Origin of the sequence: Moritella sp. PE36 (assembly GCF_000170855.1) — a bacterium.
In the GTDB taxonomy this organism is placed as follows: domain Bacteria; phylum Pseudomonadota; class Gammaproteobacteria; order Enterobacterales; family Moritellaceae; genus Moritella.
Genome location: NZ_ABCQ01000037.1, coordinates 1 through 16,763, shown reverse-complemented (window position 1 = coordinate 16,763; position 16,763 = coordinate 1). Strand labels below are relative to the sequence as shown.

Sequence of the window (16,763 nt, the reverse complement as noted above, 5' to 3'; positions counted from 1 at the left end):
AATCGCTCCAATCCCTCACATGAGAAAATGTATGGCAAATCAATATGCACATATTATGACAGAGTAAGGACTCTAAGCCAGAATGGGGGCAAAAACGGCTTAGTGCTATTGTACTAAACCATCATTGCAACGATGCCCCCCGGTATCAGACCTGTTGTTAATATCCTGAATATAAGTGACTAGCGTGAATGCTAGTTATTTAGAAATAAAAATCTCATATCCCATAATTTTATAGCTTTTGCTTCTTTTATTGAACATCCGTTTTAACATTGGTAGCTCAGTATCAACATAGTCATAGATGATGGTGTCAAATTTACCTTCCGATTGTCGATGTATACGCCCAGCATATTGTGTAAGTGAGCCCTTCCAAGATATCGGCATTGTGAGAAATAATGTATCTAGGCGAGGCAGATCAAAACCTTCACCAATGTACTTACCTGTCGCAACTATCACTTGAGCGTGTTTTAATTTTTCATTCGCATCATCCCGCTCTTGTACCCTCATAGCACCTCGAAGAATAACAGCACTCAGTTTATTGGCTTCCAATGTATTAAATAATATCTGGGCATGCTCCCTTCTTTCCGTCAATAAGAGCGGATTACGACCAGTATTAACCGCGTCGATTACGTCACTAATAATTTGTTGGTTTCTTTCATCATTTCCCATGATCCATTGATAGACAGAAGCGATATGCGGTTTTTTATCTGTGTCAGTAAGCTCTGGCGGTGGCAGACTGTCTACTTGTTTTATATGGACCGTCTGAGTAAAGTTTTTGCCATGGTCTGAAATTACTTTATGCCTTACAGGGCCAGCTATCATGAACATTATTTTTTGATGTCCGTCTTGTCGATCTGGTGTAGCTGTTAGTCCATGCACATATTTAGCGTTTATTTCATTGATCACCATCTCATATCTAGGTGCTGAAATATGGTGGCATTCATCAATAATAACTTGGCCATATTCTCGGGTTAATTCTGATATTGAGTTGTCGCGTTTATCAATGAGACTTTGATAAGTTGCGATGTCTACCTGCCCTGTCGGATTTTTCTTCCCACCACCATACACACCAACATCAATACCTGAAGTAAATGACAGGATCCGCTCTTTCCACTGGTCTAACAATTGTCTGCTGTGAGTTAAGATAAGTGTATTCACTTTTCGCTTGGCGATTAAGCCTATAGCAGCAACTGTTTTTCCAAAAGCAGTTGGCGCGTGCAAAATACCCGTATCATGTGCAGCCATAACATCGACAGCATTCTGCTGTTCAGCTCTCAATATACCAAGGAATTTGATTTGATTTAACGGTTTTCCATTGGTTCTTTTTTCACAGAAAGTGACGCTAATTTTTTGATTCGTTAAAAGTGAGACTACATCATCAAGGCAACCTCTTGGAAGGGATAAATAGCCATTTTCAATATGTGCACAGCTAATATACCGTGGGATCCCATGCGTAGAAAAGCGCATCGCCTGGGTTTTAAAAAATATGGGATTGGAAAAGCTAGCAATACGTTTTAAATTGGTCAGCAAAGCACTTGGCAATGACTCAATTGGTATATAAATATGGTTCGCTAATGTTAACTCTATGGCCGCAGGACATTGAGGTATTACACTATTGGGGTTTGGTTTACTTGTTGTATCCCACGGGTCTGTGAGTTCAAATGCTTCTTTTGTAGTTGCTGGTTGGTAAGAACCAATAAGTTTGAGTACTTGATTTAGTGAGAAACGTTTTATATTCGCCAAGAAGTTCCATTGGTCGGGATATGGCATTAATTGTTCATCCACAAATAAGCTAAAACCGTTATTTCTTGATTTCAGTTGTAGAGGGAGCGCAATCAGATTGCCGAATCCGCCATTAGGCATCGTATCTTGGTTGGGAAACAATCGGTCGTAAGACTCAAAAGAAAGTGAGGGTTGAATGTCCATGGCTTTATCCAATATGAAAAAACCAAGCTGCCGGATAATTTTGGCTGATATAGACTCAGAAAAAAACACCCATAAATGCGCGCCATTGCCTGAGCGTGAAATTTCAATTGCGTGCGGAATATCATGAACCGAACATGCTTTGGATATAGCTTGAATCGATTCTCGCCAATCCGATTTATCAAAATCGATAGCAAGCAGATGGGAGCTACTATCTTTACAGAGTGGGTAAAGCCCGACGACTATTTTACCTGAAAGATGGTCATAAATGGTTTGCTTAGTGAGCGGTTTAAATTGTTGATTTGGGCATTCACCACATTTAACTTTGGGCTTTGCGCATACCCCACTCTTCCATTCGTTATCACAAGCTAAACCGTAACCATTTCTACCCTTTGCGTTTTCCCATCTTGTGGCATAAATATCATTTCGCCCTTTAAATAGGCCTGAAAATATTTCAACCTTTTGTTCAGTAGTTATTGAGCTATGGGGTGATGACTGATTCTGTTGCGTTAGTAATATTGTTCTATTGGCTAAAAGTTTCTGTTTTTCAACTTCAATTTGTTGAAGACGAGTATCTATAGCTTTTAACTCAGTCAACAGATGAGCTTGAACCGTGATAACTGACAAATGAAGTACCTCAATAAAATCATAACCTAAGTCTAAGATAATAAATAAAGTCTGTAGTCGCCCGCTTGGCTTTAGCTATAAAAAAACCTAAGCGCTAGCAATTTAGGTAATACCTTATTAACTTAATCGTATTTCATATAAAAATGGATATTCACGTTACATTTAGCCTGAAACCTAACTTCACCAAAATGGTGCAAAATCATCTTACCTATATTTGGCTTATTAGAAGGGTTAGTCTGTGAGAAATAGGCTGTTAGCGGGGCATTTTAATCGAGTTGGTTTTTGGCGCTGCGCATTATAGTATTTATGTTTAATAGCGTGTAAATAGCTGCAATTATCTAAACTCTGAACATATTGAAATTGGACAGAACGATGAGGTAACTTGTGAAGTGAGTAAAGAAGACCAAACACGCTTGAGATCTAATCCCGTAGCTAACAGATTTATAACGAATAGGACATTTAACATATCCAGCATCCTATGCTCAGTGTTGCTCACCATCTATATGTTTATATTCGATACATGCCATATTGATGGTAAGCAGCTACACTATTCAAACCGCGTAAAAGTGCTTTTTATAGCCACCTGATTTATACTTAAAATGTACCCTTGAAGGATTTCACATTTACTTAAAACATAAAGTTCACTTTATGCCCTAAAAATCCAAAAGGATAACACTTTAATTACTCTGCCTTTTCGGCTGTTACACGTAATCTGATGTGATTGCTCACTGCCAGTCCTGAACTCAACTGCCTGCTCGGCGGTCATCTTCGGTTTCATAATAAAATACCGCCTTTGATTTACTTAGCTGCCTATCCGGCTGTTCACGATAATGGGGTTAACCTGTTTGATTTTGTGCTTTACTTAGCTGCCTATCCGGCTGTTCACACCGACTGTTTTTGGCTCTAACTGTAGGTGGTTTACTTAGCTGCCTATCCGGCTGTTCACGCCGACGCCAAGCCTCTCATCCTGCTTGAAATTTACTTAGCTGCCTATCCGGCTGTTCACAAAATTGATCGTGCTATTAGAATAACGGAAATTTACTTAGCTGCCTATCCGGCTGTTCATGCGAAGAAGGCCATACGAAGATTATGGAAGCTTTACTTAGCTGCCTATCTGGCTGTTCACTATAAATATAGTAAACAATTACCTTATAAGACAACTAATTAATACTCGTATTAAAAAATAACCAATGAAAAACAGCCTTACCGTAACAGATTGATAGTTAATCATTTAAAATACACGTTGAATTACTTGGTCATTTGATTAAATAAAATCGACATATCAGGTACTGTTCCTCGGTTATCATTATTCGTTGCAAAACCATAAGACGTATAGCAATCACTTAAAGCTACATCATTGTGCTTCTGAATATGCAACATGAAATCTTCCTCCGTGCCATAACTATCAATAGGTAAACTATGAAAGTTTTCAAATACTCTTTTTTTACTATTTTCATGTAAGGCAGGTTTAAATGCGTCACCACGCGCTTCAGCTCTTTTTTGAGTTCGTCTAAGCCGTTTCTGAGTATCTTTTATAAACATTTTAGAGATAGTATTATTACGACAAAATTGAACTTCAGGTAACTCTGAATTCACAGCAGTGATATCGCTAATGATAAATATTTCATCACTTGCCATCATTTGGAAATAACTATCTTGATGAAATTTTAATAATTGATTTTTATCTTCAGATACGAAAGCAATCATATCCCCTACGCTATTTTCAGACCAACAAGGTAAAGCAATACCAATATTATGCTTTCGTTTTTTGAATTCAAAATTATGCAATGCCTTAGCACAACGGCCAGATAATAGGAAAACATCCATATGTTGATGATTGTATCTAATTGAAAAATAATAACGCTGATTCACGATTAGTGCTCCTTAGTTGGTTGAAATAGCCCACCTTTAAGCAAAACAGACATAAAATAGTGTATCTCTGGTTTGATTGGTTTCGATTTGTCTTCTAAGTCAGATTTATACGTTTCCAGTTTTTGATTCAGGTAAGTATAAAAATCATTTTTATTTGTAGGATTTCTTAATGAAATGATACGCTTTCTATCCGCACCATACTCATTAACTCGAATGTAATAATCAGCATTTTCAGACCACCAGTTATCAATTGACTGTAATGCAGCTCCAATTTTAAATCCGCTAAAACTCGTTGTTTTATCACCGTTTGGTAATTGAGTTTTCAAGAGTGTACGGCTTGATTTTTGGTCTGTAAATAATTGGCTAGGATGTATATCCAGTGTCGATCTTGCTTTTAACGTTGCAGTTATTTCCGCGGACCAAAATATACTCTTATCTGACATAGCATTAGCAAGCTCTTTAGCAATTCCTTCTAACATGCCTTGATCTTCATCAGGCCACTCCTCAGGTAATTTATTTGCTAAATCTCGCGTATTTCCAATTATGAATTGGCTACCATTTTCAGTGATAAACGAAATAGACGTTGGACCAGCATTTTGATTTCGCCATAGCCAATTACCTTCAAATATGTTCTTGCAGATACGAGTTGCGAGCTCTAAATAACCACCTCTTGCTTTATATTCTTCGGCAAGTTCTTCCAATAAGGTTAATATTTGGGGATTATCACAAACAGTTGGTGAAAGTGAATTAGCTTCAATCCCAAGAGAAAATCGGCATTTGACTTCCTTAACACCTATTGGAACATAGCACATTTCAAGTTCATGAATATTGGCATAAACAAGACTTTGTGGTGTAATATTTTTAATTGAACCATCGGTATTATAAGCATCGCCAAACCCTGACTTACTCGGTGTTGTCTTATGACTCTCAATAATTAAAGCATTGAATTCATTATCTTCTGATTCATAATAAAAAACACCTTGGCTAGGTGATAACGTTCGAGAATAGCTTAACTGACTATATGGAATCACTTTAATCATCCTTTCGTTGATATTTAACCATTAGCATAGTTTTACTTTCAAAATAATGCTGCCAAAATATGTCTTCAAATAAACGCTTTTGTCCATTCAACCTAACTGTAATTGGATTTAAAAACTGTGCGACACCGATTAAAGATTCAGCGTAGCAGTGATATTTTTCTAGCGAATATAGTCTTGAGGAAGGTTCCTCCACGGCCTGATATCCAATCAATACAGGTTTCAATTTTGAATTTATTTTTATCTTTTCAAACATATCGTTAAAAGATGTTAATGGTTCCGATGAAGGTGCAACCCAACAACCAGATTTAGGTAATCGAGATAAAACGGAAAACAATGCTGATTCACTTGAATATACTTGTAGCCAATTAATTTTAGTGTCGTAAAAGGGCTGGTATATAGAGCCGCCAGCAAAGCGCTTTGGTATTATGCCTTTTAACTTATTGATAAAATTAGGTCCATGGATATCTTTAAACTTATCTTTTTTCATATTTAGCTTAATAACGATATCCATCGTCATGTTACACAAGTAATCATCGATAATACCATCACGTATTAACACCTCTTTCTTCCTATCAAAACGGTTAATCTGTGGTGATGGTTTGTACTTAGATAATTCATATTGACGGATAAACCATGCACTACATTCAACTTCGACGTCGGCTGATAATCTTTCTTGTAAATTACGTTGAAGTTTATGTGAGAAGCCACCAAGAGCGGTTAACGATGGTGTGCCGATAAGATAAGGACAAGATAATGCTTGAGCACTTTCAACTCTAATTGAGTTCAAATAAATGTAACAATAATCACAGCTATCTTGAACATCATGTTGATCACTTGCTAAATAAGATAACATCCACTTTAACTGGGAACGTAGTGGCTCAAGTAGTGCAGGATGGAAAGAATAAGCAGATAGTTTTCTTGATAGCTGCAATTGAGTATTCAATTCATTGCTTAACGGGGTTATCAAAGAGTTAAGCTCATCGATAGGTAAATTGACAAGAGCATCAAAAATTGACCCCGGCTCAATATATTCCAGACTTAACTCATCTAAACCATCTCTGATATCCATGATTGGTAAAATCCAATTAACTAAGCATTCCCTGATCTTACGTAAAGCCCCTACCTTTAACTTACGTCGCAGTTTATTTGTTGTGCCTGTACGTTTCATCACAATATCAAGTGATTTAATAAAGTCCTTATCAGCTAAAGCATTAATATTAAAATAGCCATAATTACTATTCTTTATGGTTTGTAAAAATTTAACCGGTTTACGCCAAACAGGTGGTGGATAAAATAAAGCACTAACATGCCCTCCAAGTGATGAAGCTAAACTGCCCACGTTATATGATTTTGAATGCATCACGTCTTTGGTTCTTATACTTTTTATATTTGTATATTGTTGAATTTGATATTGCACTGCGTGTGATACAACAGGCGTGATTGAGCAATATGATTCTTTATATGGAAAGCGAACTTGCTTACTATGGATATCAACATTAGTCGGTAACGCTTTATCACTGAATATTTGTTCAACTTGATTACACATATCAAGAAATCGTGTTTTAGTTAAGCCTAATTCAATAAAAAATACTTGCCAATTTTCGGGATGATCTCTTAATTCAAATGCCAAATTTGTTATGCGGCCTTGGTATAAAAAATTTGAACAAAAGAGTTTCGCTTTATTTACATCAGGGCCATTGTGGGACCAACCAGTCATAAGTGGTAAATTAGCACTGTTTAACGCTGAACTTACTTTATCTATCTGAGGTGCATATACATTTTGCTTTGATACCTGCGAATTTGGATATTTCAAATTATGAGTATGTAACCAAGATACTTCATCAGTTCTAAGATTCAATAATGTTTTAGTATGTGCCTTGTTGTATTTTTGCAATATATGTCTAGCTGAAACTCGGCTTAATAGATACACGTTCTCTTTTGCTACGTACGTCAAATTCAATAACACAATTAACGCTTTAAGCTCAGAGTCATATATTTCTATATACTCAGAATAACTTGCAAACGCACGTTTTATTGACCTTTGTCGTTCATCCCGGTCTTCTATTTTAAGTAACTCTTTAAAGGTCATCAGTTGAATCACCATGCTGGCAAGTATGTTGAGTAATCTGAGCTTATTGGGATACGTGAGTTTCGTAATTCAATCACATGGCGTAAATGAAATGCCGGAATATTTACTGATAATCGATGAAACTGTTTTAATCTCACAGCAATGATTAAATGCCCCGTTTCATATAGGCGGTAGATTTGCTCATGTGATGTCGATAGCAGTGCAGCTACTTCAAGTATTGTTAACAAGGTATCTGCGATGTTGGGATGCTTAGATTTAGCATGCGTTCTAACTAAATTAATAAGATAACTGGTGATATCACGCAAGATAAAATTATGTGTAACATTCCTAGACGGCAGTTTGCTCGCATCTAGCAATAGAGAACCGAACACATCTGAAAATGGCATTTTATTAAATGCAACAACCTGAGTTATTTCAGCTTTATTTACCATAGCTTCAAATGTGGAATACAAATCATTTGGCCAGTCTGAAAAGTATGAAATAGCCCGCCCGAACGAGACGTAGCTTGATTGTAAATTGCTAGTATCGTCATTATGCTGTAGGTAAAACCAAAGTAGTGCTCCGTATCTATGCGACAAGTCGACTTGATAAAGTATCGAGTCATTATTTTTATCAGCCTTTGCATTAGTTACAAGTTTAGACAATTCAACGTTTATCGGATCAGATTTCAATGCACGATAAGTTCGTAAGTCATAACCGCAGCAACAATACGTAATACTTTCGGTAAGCTGGTAATTAATAACTTCATCGCACTCAGGGCACTTGGAGAGCATTTCGCATTGATGAATATGACAGGCTAAGTATGGGACTAATTGCCAGTACTGGCGGATATAAGGGCTTTCTCTTAAGCAATCGGAGCATATTGGAATACCATCATGCTTTATAAAGCATCGCGGGATTAATACCCCTTGATAACTGACCGATTTTAGCCCTTTTAAAAAGGTTGTATCATTGTTCATTATTGATAAATTCAGTAAAGGAAGGCGTCCTGTTACAGTGAGTTCTTCAATAAACTGTATTGCCCTCACTCTAAAACTTGAATTTGTGTTCGTATGATAAATATTAAGTTGATCTAGCGACTTTGGAAATGCACCTGCGGCTTCATTATCGTTCTCGTATAATACACACCAAAGTATATGCCCAAGCTCACGAAAGCCTTGATAACCGTTTTCTTCAGCTATCCGTAACAGGTAACTTTCTAATGATTCATCATTATATGGTGTAATCGGTTCAAGTAATTTCATAAACCCCCAACAAAACTAAGTAATACTTAGTAATCTAGTCGGTGATAATTATTTGGCAACCCTAATATTCATACTTCGACGTTTATTTTCTAGATCGAGCCTTCTGGACCTAACACACTTTGGAGAAAAACGACTTAGCGTTATTGCCCTAAGCAGTAGCTGGACAAAACCTTGATAGAGTTATTGTTCTAGCCGATAGTAATACACATTAGATTTTGTAGGGGTAGTGAAGGAATCTAGCTGACACCCTCACCCAATTGTGCATAACATGCGTTATGCGCAATTGGGTCGGGGGGAGTTGAAACGCGGTTAGGTGCTTTTGTTATATACAGTTGTTATTTTTATTTTGTACATTCTTAACTAATTACCTACCTATTATCCCGAAACACAGCCGCCATTCTGTCGCCGTTTTTTTAACCTGAATCTTTGATTATTCTCAATTTTGTGATAAATCGTCAGACTGCGATCTATTCTTCTTGCTGTGAATGAAAATAGTAATAAAATCAGTCGAATATCTTTACTTGTTAATAATTAGCGGCACTTGGTGTTTAATCTTATTTTATCATTTGATTAGTCATAATTGGCTAGGGTGAATAAATTGGAAGGCACTAGTCGCCCTACTATTAAAATACTATAACGTATGGAATAAATGATGATCTTACAAACACATTATATTGCTCAACCTTTGCCGTGTGCAGATGAAAATAGTTGTAGCTATTCTTTGACTCTCGCGACACGTTTGGGAAGAATGCTTATAGAAATTGAATCGTTATATGGACAAAGAGATAAAGAATACACATTTATTGGTGTTGAATTCTCATCAAATGGTCCTCAAAATTGGTTTCCAAGAAATTGCAAGAATGTAATTATTCAATTAAATCTGAATGCTCTTAATGATGATACGATAGCTTGCTATCAACTTGCACATGAAGCTATTCATTTGCTTGCTCCTGATGGGCAAAACGGAGCTCCAGTTATTGAGGAGGGTTTAGCTACGGTTTATTCCGAAGATTTTGTACAACGTGAATTCAATACGACTAACTTAACTGGCAGGCTGTCCTACATTGATGCTGCACAAAAAGTGCGAGAGTTAATTAGTATTGATACTGATGCTATTAAAAAGCTACGAAATATAGAACCTTCTTTTAAAGAAATGACAGCAGCAACTTTTAATTTGGCTGGTTTGAACTTGCCTCAAGATACAATCGATTGCTTACTTACCCGCTTTGTTCGTTAATAGTTACAACTATAAATAAGAATGTGTGTCGCCATCTTGTCGCCATCACTTTTCTTTTTCTGTCAGTTAATGTATTGATTGTTTTTCCCTTTCCCCGCTAGGGGCAGAGGGTGCTGCAACCCCGAAATAGCAAATGATGATTTTTCTTGGCGAACAATCATCAGATGTTATCTTACATAACATGCGTTATGCGCAGTGCTATTGTAGGTCCCCGATAGAGATGTCAGGTTTGTCACCGTTAGAAATGTCATTCGAAAAACATGTTATAAATAAACCAAATTAAATTTGATGGGTAAATACAGGCTTTTGATATTCCTGTATAAAAACATGAAAAACTGTATAAATTCTAAATATTAGACAAGAGTACACTATTAAAGATAGTGTGCTCTTGATACAAATACCTATATTTGAAAGGACGATAAATTGGAATATTTAATGTTGATAATTAATTTTATATTAATGCCCGAGGTTATGGTTGTTGCCATAGCAATACTTACTATTTATTCATTTTATTGGAAATGGAAATTTAGAACATATGGGACCATTGATGCTAAATTAGAAAAGCTAGACAAGTTAGAAGAAATTGAAAAAAAATTAGCTTTGGCTAAATTTGACGTTCAAATGGAACGGCTAGATGAAATATTAGATTTAGAAAAAGTAAAAGCGATTGGAAGTGGTAGCGTAGATTTTGAATATCATCAACGTAAAGAAGACTTAGAAAGGCTAATGGAATTCTCCAAAAAGATAAATTTGGTCAACTCTAAAATAATAAGTAATTGTCGAAAATCAGCTCAAAATACAGTGGATCTACATGAAGCTTGTTTCAACGATAATAACTCATTCACAATAAATAATTATATTAAACACAATCCAGATGTCGATGATACAGAGGCTGATTTATTGTTTAACGAAATTGCTGTAATGTATACTATATACTTCAAAGAATATGGGGAAGAGTTTGATTTCCATCGCCATTTTAAAGATTGGAAGTTAAAAGTATTAGCTGTTCGTACATTTGACACAGAGTTTATAACAACTATCAGAGGAGCTTTTGATGGTTCTGAATCGACTATCATAGGTGATAATATTATCTCTCACATTGATACTAGAAATAATAAAATAAACGGCGTGATAATTCCAATGAATACTAGTTTGAGCTATGTAAATGTATCATTTGGTCAAATCGGCAGTGCGATTAAAAATAAATAGCGTGTTACTTCGCATAATGCGGATTATGTGTAAATACCACGTTGTGGCCTGCCTGCCTGCCTGCCTGCCTGTTCCAGTATCGCAGACAGGTAAATGTTTAACATAATCACATCTCTATTATGCGCAGAACGAAATGTTGCTATTAAAACAGAATATATCGAGCATATTTTTTGTGCACCGGTTACTCACAAAAACGGTGGATAACTAAATCAAGTATTGCAGCTACGAGCCTGAAATGATTTTTGGTGGGAGTTAGTTCGCTAGATTTAACGTAGTGAACCATAACTAGATTCTGATCTTACATAACATGCGTTATGCGCTTGCCAACAACTTTACGCTACTTAAATCGATTTTCAACATACTCAAGTATCTCTGAAGGCTTAACTACTTCAGAGATATCGTCCAGCCGACCCATATTTAAATATACCGATTCACCTAATGTAAGACTTTTAACATGTTGTGTTGCAAGCCGAAACTCGAACTCTTTTGCATACTTTTTGCCTTTAATAAACGGGAATAAAACTCCGTTAGAACGTTCAACTACATCAGTTGGTAAATACCAAACGCCTCCAAACTCCATACGAGGGTGAAGCCCTACAACACGACGAAGGAATTCCTTTGAGTCATTAATAACAATTACACTATATTCTTTGGAGCTATCTTCTTGGAATTTATTGATGTTATATAACTTCCTAAAACTCTCGACGTTAGCTTTACTAACGCGCGTAAAACATAGAACGTGGTACAAACCTCCAATCGATAGTTCCATTAGCTTTAGATCTAAGCCTGACAGTTTTACATTCTCAACTTTTACTGCTTGGTGAGGTCTATTTTCATGTAAATCACACCAAGGTCCATCTTCTTTGGGTTTTCTATAATTTTTAGTCGGACTAAATCTACCTTGTTCTTCGACTGTAAAACTTTCGACATGCTTAGTTTCCACAACACGGAAAAGGAGCATATCACCATCAAGCTCTTCTATATCAAGTTTGCTGTACAACTCTCGATTAATAAAGCTTGAAAATTCTTCGAGCCCTTTAGCAACACCGCCATACGAAATTAATGAGTTATGTAATCCTTGCCATACCCCTAGTTCTGAATGGTCTAGTAATAAAGATTGCTTAAAATGTTTAATGGCACCTCGCCATTCCTCCAAATCTTGAAAATGACGACCTAGTAAGTAGTGTGTATAGTGACAGTCTGGAGTGCTCTCTAATTGCTTAGAGCAAACCTCAAATAACAGTTGGGATGAAAATTCTTGTTTTTCAATAATCTTTTTTAACATCAGTAAGCCCAAGCAAACAAAAAAAATACCATATTACATAGCCACGTGATATATATTATTTTAGTTTTAAGGGGGTTATATGCGGGATAATAATATGCTCATTGCTGATTTTATAGAAATTCAGAACAAAAAACTTTCAGGTACTTCGTATTATAATAAGAGAACCGATCGTTTTATAAGACAGCTCGAGGGAGTATCTCTTTTTGATGATGGTACTTATTGTGTTACTGACTTAGAGAAAGCTTGGAATGAGACTAAGTCCTCTAATGTGTATGATGACCACGGAATTAACTCTATTTGATTGACGAGTCTTATGCTTAATTATCGCGATATAGTAAATTTAGCCTCCTCGTTGGAGGTTTTTTTGATCTTGGGATTAAAGATATCAACAATGTGACATTTCTAAATAAATAACCGATGTGACATTTTAAACTTGCCTTAACAGTCATTTCACCACTTAGACAAAATATCCTCTCTAATGTTTGTTTTGACCCTTTAAAACCGATTTAAACCTAGCATTTCGGATAAATAATTTTGCAATGTTCTGGGGAATCGCGTGTGCAGTTGTAATATGACAAATCACTCCAATCCCTCACATGAGAACATGTATGGTAAATCGACATGAACGTATTATGAGTGAGTAACTGCTCTAAGCCACGTTTGGGCACATTATGCCTTAGAGTACTAGCTTTAATGTATGATGATTTAACCACCTTAATGCAGTTAAATTAATATAGTTTAAAACTTAAAGTTCGTACAAGTGGTCACAGAATTGACACTTGAATGTATAGTCATCAAGTTTTACATATTCTCCTTCCTTACAACTGGAACATAATCTTACACCTTGCATTGAAAATGATAACAACGTACTTCTCAACAGAGGATCGTAATGACTATTCACTTTTTCAACTTCTGATTGCATAGCTGAAATCAGTCTAGGAATGAGCCCATGTTTTTTCACTTCTTCATTAAATCGAATATTTAAAAATATCAAATTTATGTGCCAATCAATAAGCATATACATATCCCACATGAATAATTCTTTATAAGAAAGAACTAACTCTCCAAGTGTTACTTTATTATTAGATAATGATGCGGCATAAAGATCTTCTTCAACATCAAAATGAGAGCCTTCAGTATCAGCAATAAGACGAATTAAGTCATTTCTAGTTAAGAAACGATCTTCGTACTGATTGTAATATATGGACTGCTGAAGATAATCATCCAAATCAACCTCATGCTGACAGCTATCAGTTTGTTTAGATATCCATAGCTTAGAAAGAATAACTTTATCTAGAGTTTCCACAGAATTAGAGCGGATGCTTGTAAAAAACTTAGGTTTAACCCCTTGGCTGCTCAATACCCTCTGTAACAATGGATTCATAGTCCAAGAACCAGTGCACACAAGAGCTCTTAACTTTGAAAAGATTGCAGGTTGTATATGTGAACAATTCCCCATTTCTATATTTTCTGCTAATTTTTGGAGTGTTTTTTGTTCATCGATTAATATTTGTAATTCACGCGATGGTGAAACAGGTTGTTTATTGTTTTTAAATTTTCGTTTCTTAGACTTAGCCATACTTTACCCAATATAATCAATATCCATACAATCTATCGGCTTAGGTGCATTATGAACTCTTTTTAACACAAACAAAATGCTTAAACTTATGAAGTGTTAAGTCTCACTAACACTCATACACTGGCGAATATTGGCGAACCCCGATAGCCAATAAATGGAATGGGGCAGAGTTAGAGTGATTGTAAAACTGATGGTGTTTGGTGCAGTTTTAGATTAATGATGCTGAGGCGCGATGGGGGCGAAAGCGCCTTAGCATTATACCTAACCTAGTTTAGACGGGATCCTAATTGCGTTCGTAATAGGGTTCGCGTGATCAGCTGTGATATGACAAATAACTCCCATTCCTCACATGAGAAAATGTATGGAAAATCGACATGAACATACTGTGAGTGAGTAACTGCTCTAACACACTTTGGGGCAAATTTGGCTTAGCGTGATTCACATGGCTTAGCGTTATATGGCTTAGCGTTATAGCACTAAGCCAGAGCTGGACAGGAATGGCTTAGAGTTGAAACTTTAAATGGTATAGCTCGCATTACAGAAACTATACTAAAATTGAGATTAACGCCGCAAACAGCGACGACAAGTCTGTCCAAGGAGCAGCGCGACTGATGCTGCTTTGCCTTGTTATGCATGTTCTTTTTGTGCATGAGCCATACTATGCATATCATTGATAGTAAACTCAGCTTTGCTTAGAATTTTATTAAGCTCCAAACTTATGTTTTTTACTTCTACCTTGATTTCCATGCAGCGATCAAAGGCTTCCTTGTCTTCTTTTTTAGTTATCCCTTCGAGTTCAGAGCAAAGATTTACTAACTTTTCTTTAATTGGGTTAGTTTTCCTGATTTCTACCAGAATTGCACTGTGCCCTTGAGAGCATCCAAAGGAACTCACATAAGGTGATTTTATTGAGGATAGAGATAGCCTTTTTTCGTTAACGAAATTTGTTCTATTTTCAGTCTTCTCAATCAATGACATTGTTTCCGAATATGCATCGTGAAATAGAGAACCTTTACTCTTATATTCTTCCTTCCTATCTAAGTCAGATATTCTCTTGAAATGCCACACACTAACAACTAATACGGCAAGGGAAATAAGAACTGTAATGGTTTCAAACTGGCTCATGAACGATCCCTATTGATGCATACGCCGCATTAAGCGGACTAAAATTGTTGGCCAAACTTGTTGAGGTACGAAACATAGCCAACTGTTTTAGTTCCGTTTTCAATGCCTTGTTATGAGGCTTTACAGCAAACTAGCCTTCTGAGATTGATAGCTGATACCATAAATACATTTATATTCTACTTGTACAAAAAAACGATCTAATTTACTTGCTATTAATTTATGATTATCTTCTGATTCAGTGGCGTCACAAAAGACAAGTAAGCTCTCTAAGTGACCGACAGAAAATGCAGAATTAGGGTTAACATGGAACACCTCAATTTTTCTAATAACTTCATTTAGATTTAGCGTTTCAAACATAGCTTTATAATCTTCACGATGAGTAATACGGAAGACATCATCACCAACAAAAAACTTAATTTCATTCAGAAAGGCTGGTCCAGTTCCCAAATTTAGGACTTCACATCGAAGACCTTCACCGGGCTTATTTACCCACGAAAAATCTAAAAAAGGTTTAACTGAAAGACGATTATGTTTCCGAGTTAAAAAACCTTGCCAAATGGTTAATGCAAACGCTAATAATGCAATAGAAACAGAAACCAATGCAATCCAATCACTTACCCCAATTGCTGACACTTCAATATTCTCAGGCAAGATACTCCCCCTTTACCTCATAACAGCTTTTTATGTGTCTATTTATTATATTTAGAAGGTAAAAGTGAAATTAATATCATTTCTAAAGACTCAACCTTTTCAATTAAACTAATATTTACTTCATCATTTTTCACTCGCTCACCGGCACAAAAGACTCTTAATTTCATTTTCTTGATCGATTCAATACTCTCGTTACTCGTAACCGTTTTGTTTAATAAAATGGAATCAATATCTATGATATTTTTTGATAATGTGTTTTGAGGATTTTTTTTATATTCACATAATTCTTGCGAAATACGATAACGTAAGCCTTTAGTACCTTTCTTATTTTGACGAGATGTTCCCCCTTTACCAATATACTTAATTTCATTATCTACACCGATAAACAAATACACCCCGACTTTATCCTTTAAACAGTCAATCAATGTCAAGTCATTATCACCATCATCCTTAATCAGTTCCGATACACTAATATCGTTCTGTTCAGCAAATAGTTCTTCTATTGCAGAGCGGAAAAAAATATCCAGTTGTTCGTACTTTCCCATCAATAAATCAATGTTTATCTCGATTTTTTTTAGCACACTTGCCTCTACATTTAGAATTGAACTGACACATAAGGTTTGTATAATAGGCGCGCTCGTTTACCTCATTAGACTAGTGTGTCTAAATGTAATTAAGGCATTGAATAATAATACTTTATTTCAAATGTGTAAATAAACCAATTTGAGAAAGCGTGCGCGCCTGTTATATCGAGTTTGTGTTCCGGTTATTTCCGTACCGAAACTCTTATCTTGCTGAGTTTAAAGAACAATTATACTTACCACAAGAGAAAGTGTGCGTCCAAGATCGACAAAGCGTGATTGAATTTCAGGAAAAGCAAATAAT

13 protein-coding genes are annotated in these 16,763 nt (G+C 36.0%); 3 read left to right on the top strand and 10 right to left on the bottom strand.

Annotated features, from left to right (window positions below; genetic code table 11):
• Window positions 1–195: 195 nt before the first annotated feature.
• The 5 genes from PE36_RS16970 to PE36_RS16945 form a co-directional block, all read right to left on the bottom strand.
• Entirely contained in the window at window positions 196–2,547 is a 2,352-nt protein-coding gene (locus PE36_RS16970; protein ID WP_006033290.1) for a DEAD/DEAH box helicase family protein, read from the bottom strand.
• Between the two features lie 1,248 nt (window positions 2,548–3,795).
• Window positions 3,796–4,419 (bottom strand): type I-F CRISPR-associated endoribonuclease Cas6/Csy4, encoded by a 624-nt coding sequence (gene cas6f, locus PE36_RS16960; RefSeq protein WP_052298105.1) that lies wholly within the window; start codon window positions 4,417–4,419, stop codon window positions 3,796–3,798.
• A gap of 2 nt (window positions 4,420–4,421) precedes the next feature.
• The gene (gene csy3 / locus PE36_RS16955) at window positions 4,422–5,450 is read right to left on the bottom strand and encodes a type I-F CRISPR-associated protein Csy3 (protein WP_157517806.1); all 1,029 of its coding nucleotides are present in this window, start codon (window positions 5,448–5,450) and stop codon (window positions 4,422–4,424) included.
• 1 nt (window position 5,451) lies between these two features.
• Window positions 5,452–7,548, bottom strand: a complete 2,097-nt coding sequence (locus PE36_RS16950) for a type I-F CRISPR-associated protein Csy2 (protein ID WP_043994687.1) — start codon at window positions 7,546–7,548, stop codon at window positions 5,452–5,454.
• 8 nt (window positions 7,549–7,556) lie between these two features.
• Window positions 7,557–8,792, bottom strand: a complete 1,236-nt coding sequence (locus PE36_RS16945; RefSeq protein WP_006033285.1) for a TniQ family protein — start codon at window positions 8,790–8,792, stop codon at window positions 7,557–7,559.
• Between the two features lie 649 nt (window positions 8,793–9,441).
• Between PE36_RS16945 and PE36_RS16940 the strand changes: the two genes are divergently transcribed.
• Both PE36_RS16940 and PE36_RS16935 read left to right on the top strand, forming a co-directional pair.
• Entirely contained in the window at window positions 9,442–10,029 is a 588-nt protein-coding gene (locus tag PE36_RS16940; protein ID WP_006033284.1) for a hypothetical protein, read from the top strand.
• Between the two features lie 423 nt (window positions 10,030–10,452).
• Window positions 10,453–11,238: a hypothetical protein gene (locus PE36_RS16935; RefSeq protein ID WP_157517805.1), complete on the top strand. Its 786-nt coding sequence runs from the start codon at window positions 10,453–10,455 to the stop codon at window positions 11,236–11,238.
• A 337-nt stretch (window positions 11,239–11,575) separates the two neighbouring features.
• Here the strand turns inward: PE36_RS16935 and PE36_RS16930 are convergent, their stop codons facing one another.
• Complete coding sequence (locus PE36_RS16930; RefSeq protein ID WP_006033282.1) at window positions 11,576–12,523, bottom strand: tetratricopeptide repeat protein; 948 nt, start codon at window positions 12,521–12,523, stop codon at window positions 11,576–11,578.
• Window positions 12,524–12,602: 79 nt separating this feature from the next.
• Here PE36_RS16930 and PE36_RS16925 point away from each other — a divergent pair, with 79 nt between their 5' ends.
• A complete protein-coding gene (locus PE36_RS16925) occupies window positions 12,603–12,824 on the top strand; it encodes a hypothetical protein (RefSeq protein ID WP_006033281.1) in 222 nt (73 codons plus the stop codon).
• Between the two features lie 444 nt (window positions 12,825–13,268).
• On the opposite strand, the gene PE36_RS16920 is transcribed toward PE36_RS16925, so the two are convergent.
• The 4 genes from PE36_RS16920 to PE36_RS16905 form a co-directional block, all read right to left on the bottom strand.
• Window positions 13,269–14,102: a hypothetical protein gene (locus PE36_RS16920; protein ID WP_006033280.1), complete on the bottom strand. Its 834-nt coding sequence runs from the start codon at window positions 14,100–14,102 to the stop codon at window positions 13,269–13,271.
• A 627-nt stretch (window positions 14,103–14,729) separates the two neighbouring features.
• The gene (locus PE36_RS16915; RefSeq protein ID WP_006033279.1) at window positions 14,730–15,227 is read right to left on the bottom strand and encodes a hypothetical protein; all 498 of its coding nucleotides are present in this window, start codon (window positions 15,225–15,227) and stop codon (window positions 14,730–14,732) included.
• A gap of 120 nt (window positions 15,228–15,347) precedes the next feature.
• Window positions 15,348–15,878 carry a hypothetical protein gene (locus tag PE36_RS16910; RefSeq protein WP_006033278.1) on the bottom strand — a complete coding sequence of 177 codons (531 nt, stop codon included), beginning with the start codon at window positions 15,876–15,878 and terminating at the stop codon, window positions 15,348–15,350.
• 38 nt (window positions 15,879–15,916) lie between these two features.
• Entirely contained in the window at window positions 15,917–16,459 is a 543-nt protein-coding gene (locus PE36_RS16905; RefSeq protein WP_006033277.1) for a hypothetical protein, read from the bottom strand.
• Between the last annotated feature and the right edge of the window lie 304 nt (window positions 16,460–16,763).